General features: G+C 64.8%; 8 protein-coding genes and 1 pseudogene. 1 reads left to right on the top strand and 8 read right to left on the bottom strand.

Annotated features, from left to right (window positions below; translation table 11 throughout):
* The 6 genes from mltG to AAG799_RS21425 all read right to left on the bottom strand — a co-directional run.
* A partial coding sequence (mltG, locus tag AAG799_RS21450; protein ID WP_341899046.1) for an endolytic transglycosylase MltG occupies nucleotides 1-887 on the bottom strand: 887 nt, incomplete at its 3' end.
* 19 nt (nucleotides 888-906) lie between these two features.
* Complete coding sequence (gene fabF, locus AAG799_RS21445) at nucleotides 907-2,184, bottom strand: beta-ketoacyl-ACP synthase II (RefSeq protein WP_341899044.1); 1,278 nt, start codon at nucleotides 2,182-2,184, stop codon at nucleotides 907-909.
* 49 nt (nucleotides 2,185-2,233) lie between these two features.
* Entirely contained in the window at nucleotides 2,234-2,473 is a 240-nt protein-coding gene (locus AAG799_RS21440) for an acyl carrier protein (RefSeq protein WP_290809430.1), read from the bottom strand.
* 145 nt (nucleotides 2,474-2,618) lie between these two features.
* Nucleotides 2,619-3,359 carry a 3-oxoacyl-[acyl-carrier-protein] reductase gene (gene fabG, locus AAG799_RS21435; RefSeq protein WP_341899042.1) on the bottom strand — a complete coding sequence of 247 codons (741 nt, stop codon included), beginning with the start codon at nucleotides 3,357-3,359 and terminating at the stop codon, nucleotides 2,619-2,621.
* Nucleotides 3,360-3,403: 44 nt separating this feature from the next.
* Complete coding sequence (gene fabD / locus AAG799_RS21430) at nucleotides 3,404-4,345, bottom strand: ACP S-malonyltransferase (RefSeq protein WP_341899040.1); 942 nt, start codon at nucleotides 4,343-4,345, stop codon at nucleotides 3,404-3,406.
* A gap of 86 nt (nucleotides 4,346-4,431) precedes the next feature.
* The gene (locus AAG799_RS21425; RefSeq protein WP_341899037.1) at nucleotides 4,432-6,024 is read right to left on the bottom strand and encodes an FAD-dependent oxidoreductase; all 1,593 of its coding nucleotides are present in this window, start codon (nucleotides 6,022-6,024) and stop codon (nucleotides 4,432-4,434) included.
* A gap of 207 nt (nucleotides 6,025-6,231) precedes the next feature.
* Here AAG799_RS21425 and AAG799_RS21420 point away from each other — a divergent pair, with 207 nt between their 5' ends.
* A complete protein-coding gene (locus AAG799_RS21420; RefSeq protein ID WP_341899035.1) occupies nucleotides 6,232-6,408 on the top strand; it encodes a hypothetical protein in 177 nt (58 codons plus the stop codon).
* A gap of 87 nt (nucleotides 6,409-6,495) precedes the next feature.
* Here AAG799_RS21420 and AAG799_RS21415 read toward each other — a convergent pair whose 3' ends face one another.
* Nucleotides 6,496-6,720 (bottom strand): hypothetical protein, encoded by a 225-nt coding sequence (locus AAG799_RS21415; RefSeq protein ID WP_341899034.1) that lies wholly within the window; start codon nucleotides 6,718-6,720, stop codon nucleotides 6,496-6,498.
* A 165-nt stretch (nucleotides 6,721-6,885) separates the two neighbouring features.
* Nucleotides 6,886-7,743, bottom strand: a pseudogene (locus tag AAG799_RS21410) (hypothetical protein); the annotation flags it as partial.

Raw genomic sequence — 7,743 nt, 5'->3', positions numbered from 1 at the left:
TTCCCATCTGCCACGAAATACAGGAAGCCATGGCTTTCGGGCTGCAGCACGGCGGCGATGCTGGCGCGGCCGGGATGATTGATCGGCGTCGGCGGCAGGCCGTCGATGGTATAGGTGTTCCACGGGCTCGGCTGCGCCAGATCATTCAGCGTCAGCGGCCGTTCCAGCTCGCGTTCGCCGCGCGTGATGCCATAGGCCACAGTAGGATCGGCCTGCAGCTTCATGCCACGCTTCAGACGATTGAGATACACACCGGCGACGCGGGCGCGCTCGGCTGGTACCGGTGTCTCGGCCTCCACGATGGAGGCCATGATGATCGCCTGTTCCGGCGTGGCCAGCGGCAGGCCGGCCGCGCGCTTCGGCCATAGCTCGGCCAGCAGGTCGTCGCGACTTTTACGCATGCGCGCGATCAGGTCGCTGCGCGTATCGCCGTGAATATACTGATAGGTCTCCGGCAGCAGGCTGCCCTCGGCTACCGGCGCCGCCGGCCAAGGGCCGGCCAGTGCCTCGCCGGCCTCGACGATCCGGCGGATTTCCACCGTCATCTGGCCTTCAGGGATGGTCAGGCGTCGCGCCAGCACCTTGCCGGCGGCGATGCGCTCCAGCACCTGGCGCGGCGTATCGCCGGGCACGAACTGGTATTCGCCGGCCTTGAGACTTGACGCCATGCCAGTCTGCCAGGCGGCCAGCTCCACCAGCCGCGCATGCTGCACCACACCAGCCTCGACAAGACGCTCGGCGATGCCGGCCACGCGGGTGCCGCGCGGGATCAGCACGATGCGGTCCTGCGCCAGCGGGCCGGGACTGTCGAGCCAGTCGGCATACCACAGCCAGACTGCGGACAGGCCGATGACACCCGCCAGCAGGACTGCCAGCAGGGCGCGCATCAGCCGCTGCATCGGATTGTTAGGCGTCGTACCGCTTCAGGACCAGCGAGGCATTGGTGCCGCCGAACCCGAAGGAATTCGACAGCGCCGCGCGCACCTCGCGCTGCTTGGCCTTGTGCGGCACCAGGTCGAGGCCAACCGCAACATCGCTGGGATCGTCGAGGTTCAGCGTCGGCGGCACGATGCCGGTCTTGATCGCCAGCGTGGAGAAGATCGCCTCCACCGCGCCGGCGGCGCCAAGCAGATGGCCGATGGCCGACTTGGTCGACGACATCGACAGGCTGCCCATCGCATTGCCGAACAGGCGCTTCACGGCACCCAGTTCGATTTCGTCGCCCAGCGGCGTCGAGGTGCCATGGGCATTGATGTAGTCGATATCGGTCGGCTGCATGCCGGCCCGCTTCAGCGCCATCTGCATGCAGCGGAAGGCACCATCGCCGCTCTCATGCGGGGCGGTGATGTGATAGGCATCGCCCGACAGGCCATAGCCGACCACCTCGGCATAAATCTTGGCGCCGCGCGCCTTGGCATGCTCGAGTTCCTCGAGCACCACCACGCCGGCGCCCTCGCCCATCACAAAGCCATCGCGGCCTTTGTCCCAGGGACGCGAACCCTTGGTCGGATTGTCGTTGAAGCCGGTGGACAAGGCACGCGAGGCGCAGAAGCCGGCAACGCCGAGCGGACCGATGGTGGCTTCGGCGCCGCCGGCCACCATCACGTCAGCATCATCCAGCATGATCAGGCGGGCTGCATCACCGATGGCATGCGCCCCGGTCGAACAGGCCGTCACCACGGCATGGTTCGGACCCTTGAAGCCATACTCGATCGAGACATGGCCCGAGACCAGGTTGATCAGACGGCCGGGCACGAAGAACGGACTGATGCGGCGGGGGCCCTTCTCTTTGAGCAGGATCGCCGCTTCTTCGATACCGTTCAGGCCGCCGATGCCGGAGCCGATCAGCACGCCGGTGCGGCAGCGCTGCTCTTCATCGGCCGGCACCCAGCCGGAATCCTTCACCGCCTGCTTGGCGGCCGCGAGCCCGAAGACGATGAAATCGTCAACGCGCTTGCGGTCCTTGGCTTCCATCCATTCATCCGGATCGAAGGCATCGGCACGGTCAGGGAAATCCGCCTTGAGCGGAACCTGACCGGCGATTTTCGCAGACATCTCGGAAGCGTCGAAACGGGTGATCGGGCCGAGGCCGGATTCACTGTTGATCAGACGCTGCCAAGTCGCCTCTACGCCGCAGGCGAGTGGCGTGACCAGGCCGAGGCCGGTGACGACAACACGACGCATAGCGGTACCTTTCGTGACTGAACAGATAGAGGCGAGCCTCGACGGTCGGTTACGACGCCGAACGCTCCTTGATGAAATCGATCGCGTCCTTGACGGTCAGGATCTTCTCGGCGGCATCATCGGGGATCTCGACGCCGAACTCTTCTTCGAACGCCATCACCAGCTCGACCGTATCCAGGCTGTCCGCGCCCAGGTCATCAATGAAGCTTGCCGCCTCGGTGACCTTCTCTTCTTCGACGCCAAGATGTTCGACGACGATCTTCTTAACGCGCTCAGCAATGTCGCTCATTTCATAAATCCCTGTGGTTGTGGCTGCCAACACCAGCATTTACGCGACTGGCGGTGGGCAGATGGGGGCCTCCCTTAGCATAGAAACCCCGCGCTTCCAAGCCGTTCCGGGAGCCCGGAACGGTGTGATTCGAGACCGGATTTCCTTAGGAAATCATGGCCATACCGCCGTTAACATGCAAGGTCTGTCCGGTCACGTAGGCCGCTTCTTCCGAGGCCAGATAAACCACCGCAGCGGCGATTTCCGCACCCTGGCCGAGTCGACCGGCCGGAATCTTCTGTGAAATCATTTCCTTCTGCTGATCGGTCAGCACATCGGTCATCGCGGTCTGGATGAAACCCGGCGCCACGCAGTTCGCGGTGATGTTGCGCGAGGCCACTTCCTGGGCCAGCGCCTTGGTCATGCCGTTCAGGCCGGCCTTCGCAGCTGCGTAATTGATCTGGCCCGGATTGCCGGTTGTGCCGACCACGGAGGAGATGCTGACAATGCGGCCCCAGCGGCGCTTCATCATGCCCTTCAGCGAGGCGCGGGCGAGCCGGAAAGCGGCGCCCAGATTGACGTCCAGCACCGCCTGCCAGTCCTCGTCCTTCATGCGCATCGCCAGGGTGTCGCGGGTGATGCCGGCATTGTTGACCAGGATATCGACCTGCCCCATGGCGGCCTCGGCCTGGGCGACCAGGCCATTCACCGCCGCGATATCGGCAAGATTGCAGGGCACCACATGCACGCGGCTGCCCAGCTTGGCTGCCAGTTCCTGCAGCACGGCTTCGCGCGTGCCCGAGATCGCCACGGTGGCACCCTGCGCATGCAGCGCGGTGGCAATCGCAGCGCCGATGCCGCCCGTGGCGCCGGTGACGAGGGCAAACTTGCCGGTCAGATCGAACATGGTCGTTTCCTTCTCAGAGGGCCAGATGTCGGAGGCCCAAAATATCAGAGGCTCTTGGCCCAGTTTTCCAGATCAGTCGGCAGGCCGATGCTGATCGGTTCGATGTCCTTGTCGATGCGCTTGACCAGACCGGCCAACACCTTGCCCGATCCCAATTCGATCACCTGCGCGACGCCCTGCGCCTTCAGCCACTGCACGCCTTCGCGCCAGCGCACCAGACCGGTCACCTGCTGCACCAGCAGTTTCTTGATGTCGTCGGGGTTGGACTCGCCCTTGGCCGTAACATTCGAGACCACCGGCAGTTTCGGCGCATTCATGCGCACCCCGGCGAGGGCCTCCGCCATCGCATCGGCGGCCGGCTGCATCATCGCACAATGGAACGGTGCGCTGACCGGCAGCAGCATGCCGCGCTTCACGCCCTTGGTTTTCGAGACCTCAATCGCACGCTCAACAGCCGTCTTCTTGCCCGAGATCACCACCTGGCCGCCGCCATTGTCATTGGCACAGCCGAGCACTTCGCCCTGGGCCGCCTCGGCCACCACCTGCATGGCAACATCCAGTTCGGCACCCAGCAGCGCGGCCATGGCGCCCTCGCCCACCGGCACGGCCTTCTGCATCGACTGGCCGCGCAATTTCAGCAGGCGCGCGGCATCGGCTACCGTCAGTGCACCCATGGCACAGAGCGCGGAATACTCGCCCAGCGAATGGCCGGCGGCAAAGGCGCCCTTGGCGGCCAGGTCGACGCCGAAATCCTTCTCCGCCACGCGCACCACCGCCATGCTGGCGGCCATCAGCGCAGGCTGCGCATTCTCGGTCAGCTGCAGGTCGGCTTCCGGCCCCTCGAACATCAGCTTCGACAGCTTCTGCGACAGGGCGTCATCCACTTCCTGGAACAGCTCGCGCGCCGTAGCAAAGGCCTCGGCAAGCTCTTTGCCCATGCCGACGGCCTGACTGCCCTGGCCGGGGAACAAGAAGGCACGGCTCATGATCTCAAGACTCCTGCTGGTGAATCAGGCGGGGTGAAAAAGCCGCGCCAGTCATAAGGCCCGGCCCCGTCCTGTCAAGCGTCGGCTCAGCCCATCCGGGCCAAGGTTCTATCATAAGCCATTGAAATATCTTGATTTGATGGCTTGTGCCAGCGCGCAGCCACATGCTGGTCCGGACGCAGCAGATACGCACAGCCCGGGGCGGCGCCATAGCGTTCGGCGGCCAGGCCCGTTGCCGGCAGGAGCACCATCCTGATCCGTTGCTGCAGCGCCGGTGCCAGATCGGGGCTGGCGCCAAAGCTGAGCAGGGTGAAGCCATTGCCGCAGCGGTGCAGCAGCCAGCCGCCGTCATCCAGCGGGGCATCCACGGCCGGCGCGCCGGGCGGCGGCCCGGCGCTGAAGGCATCGCGGTCCGGTGTCGAGAGCGGCGTGTCGCGATAGGTGCTCGGCAGCGACAGCCGCCCGGAATTCACCAGCCGGCGCGCGAAAGCGTGATCGGCGGCGAGATCGAGCACGGCATCGCGTAGCGCTTTGGCCATCGCACCCTTGGGGGAGATGAAATCTGTGCTGCGGGTGGAGTTCAGGATGTTTTCATCGGCAGCCGCGCTGCGCTCGGTATCGTAGGTATCGAGCAGCGCATCGGGCGCCTCGCCGCGCAGCACATGCGCCAGCTTCCAGGCGATGTTGTCGGCATCCTGTACACCGGAATTGGCGCCGCGTGCGCCGAAGGGCGACACCTGATGCGCGGAATCGCCGATGAACAGCACGCGGCCATGACGGAAGCGTTCGAGCCGGCGGCACTGGAAGGTGTAGATGCTGACCCAGTCCAGCTCGAACTCCGTATCCGCACCCAGCATGGCTTTCAGGCGCGGAATCACCCGTTCTGGCGCACGTTCGGCTTCCGGATCGGCCTGCCAGCCCAGTTGCAGGTCAATGCGCCAGACATCATCGGGCTGGCTGTGCAGCAGCGCCGAACCGCCGCTGTGAAACGGCGGATCGAACCAGAACCAGCGTTCGACGGGGAAGTCTGCTTTCATCTTCACATCGGCGATGAGGAAGCGGTCCTCGAAGACCTGGCCTTTAAAATCCAGCCCGAGCTTGCGGCGAATGGTCGAGCGTGCGCCATCAGCGGCCAGCACGTAATCGGCCAGCAGGGTGTAGTCGCCATCCGGCGTCTCGACGGTCAGCCGGGTATTATCATTTCCCGGCACCACATCGGTCACGCGATGCTTCCAGCGCAGGTCAATCAGCGGCTGCTGGCGCGCCGCCTCCACCAGATAGAGTTCGGCGTAATATTGCTGCAGGTTGATGAAGGCGGGAAACTGGTGGCCGCTTTCGGGCAGCAGATCGAAGCTGTAGCGCTGCGCGGCGCCGTGGAACACCTTGCCCAGCCGCCAGGTCACGCCCTTGTCCAGCATGCGCTGGCCCACCCCCAGGCGGTCCCAGATCTCAAGCGTGCGCTTGGCGTAGCAGATCGCCCGGCTGCCCACGCTGACGCTGTCCTCCTCGTCCAGCAGGGTGCAGGCAATGCCCTGGCGGGCGAGGTCGAGCGCCGCAGACAGGCCGACCGGCCCGCCGCCGACAATGGCAACCCGGCAGGCCTCGGTGCCGCCAGCCCCTGCCGGTGGCGGCGCATATCCGAAGGCCGGATAGGTGAAATCCCCCCCTGCTGCGACCATGCCTCCTCCCAGAGCGCATCCGGGCCGTTCCGGGGCCCGATTTTGTTACATTTGAAACCAATTTAACGGCAAATCCGCACCGGCGGAAGCGCCCTCGCATCAGCCATGTTAACCATAGATTCCCAGAGATTGAGTGGGTTCGGCCTTGCCTGGGCTGGCCGATCGGCTAAACTGGACTCCTAACTCAGGAAGAATTCCGGAGCGGAAATGGAAGTCTCGGGCGTCAAACAGCAGCTGTATATGGTGGGCCTTAAGGCGGCCCGCGATTCACAGATCAATGTGCTGAGCGCCGTGGCCGCCGGCCTTGAGAATGTCAGAGCCATTCAGGCCACCTCCGCCCCCACATCTCCCGGCACCGGCAAGCTGATCGACATCAAGGTCTGAGCACGGCTGATACCGCAGACAGAAAAAAACCGGCCATTGGCCGGTTTTTTCTTTGTCTGCGCCGAAGACCGCTTCGGAGCGCGAACCTTACTTCTTTGCGTCGAAGGCGCCCGAGCGGATCGTGTCGGGCAGCTTCTCCAGGCCATGGGCCGTGACAGCCTTGCCGAACAGCGAGGTCAGTTCCGCCAGCGCCATGCTCATGGCAATCGCGGCAACGATCTCGCGGCTGATGCCACCATTGACCAAAGCCTCCCAAGTCGCGACGAAGGATTCCCGTGTAACCTTGCTCTGCTCTTCTTCGTTCATCGCCATGGGATAACCCCCTTGTTTTGCGAATCGGTCGTTTGAACCCACCACTTCGTCGCATATTTAGGTTTATCGAAGGTAAATGCGCCGACATGGTGGAAACGGCCCAAAGGGATTCTAGCACGGAATCAGCGCCCGGTGAGCCACTTCACGCCGGCCGGCAACTGCCTGCTAATCCCCGCCTGCGCGCAGGTCCGCCAGCATACGGCGGAACTGCGCCAGGGCCTGCTGGAGCATCGCCTCTTTGCCGAGCCCGGCATTGCTGCGGCACAGCCGTACGGCCGGATACCAGGGGGAACGCTCGCCCGCCTCGCCCCAGTACCAGAGCTGCCCCCAGTCGTCGGGCAGCAGGATCAGGGTCGGCACCCCCAGGGCCGCGGCAAGATGGGCGGCAGCGGTACTGACCGTCACCACCAGATCGAGGGCGGCGATCTGTGCGGCCTGGGCATCGATATCGACCAGCGGGTCGACCGCCGGATCGTGCCGCACCGTCAGGCCGGTATCCCGGCGCAGGGCTTGGATATCCTCCACGCTGGCGCCGTATTGCAGAGAGATGAAGCTGGTATCGGCCTCGCGCAGCAACGGCGCCATGTCGGCCAGCGCCAGCGACTTGTACCGCCCGGCGCTGCGATTGCGGCTCGCCCAGGACAGTCCGACCAGCAGCTTGCCCCCCTCTGCATAATTCTGGTCGGCATAGCGCGCCCGGAACTCCGCGCGGCGCGCCGGATCGGCTTTCAGATAGGCGGCCGGCTGCTGCGTGAAGGCGGCTGCATCGGGTCGCAGCAGCGCAGCCAGATCGCCGACCGGTGCCTGGCACCCCAGATTGAGTGCGGACGGATCGAGCGTGGCATCATCGGCAACGACAGCGAGGGCCGGGAAAGAACGGCGGAACAGCGGCACCAGGCGCGGATCGCTTGCCAGCACAACATCCGGCGCGCGCGCCACCATCTCGGGCAGCAGGCCGGCATAGAGAATTTCATCGCCGATGCCCTGTTCGCGCCACAGCAGCAGACGCCCGGATTGCGGATC

The organism is Ferrovibrio terrae (assembly GCF_943371255.1).
Classification (GTDB): Bacteria; Pseudomonadota; Alphaproteobacteria; order Ferrovibrionales; family Ferrovibrionaceae; genus Ferrovibrio; species Ferrovibrio terrae_B.
The sequence above is the reverse complement of the archived record's forward strand: the minus strand, read 5'-3'. Positions and strand labels throughout refer to the sequence as shown.

Coding starts and splice junctions, on each gene's coding strand:
- fabD (WP_341899040.1), bottom strand. CDS start 4,345: ATGAGCCGTGCCTTCTTGTTCCCCGGCCAGGGCAGTCAGGCCGTCGGC.
- AAG799_RS21440 (WP_290809430.1), bottom strand. CDS start 2,473: ATGAGCGACATTGCTGAGCGCGTTAAGAAGATCGTCGTCGAACATCTT.
- AAG799_RS21420 (WP_341899035.1), top strand. CDS start 6,232: ATGGAAGTCTCGGGCGTCAAACAGCAGCTGTATATGGTGGGCCTTAAG.
- AAG799_RS21425 (WP_341899037.1), bottom strand. CDS start 6,024: ATGGTCGCAGCAGGGGGGGATTTCACCTATCCGGCCTTCGGATATGCG.
- fabF (WP_341899044.1), bottom strand. CDS start 2,184: ATGCGTCGTGTTGTCGTCACCGGCCTCGGCCTGGTCACGCCACTCGCC.
- fabG (WP_341899042.1), bottom strand. CDS start 3,359: ATGTTCGATCTGACCGGCAAGTTTGCCCTCGTCACCGGCGCCACGGGC.
- AAG799_RS21415 (WP_341899034.1), bottom strand. CDS start 6,720: ATGGCGATGAACGAAGAAGAGCAGAGCAAGGTTACACGGGAATCCTTC.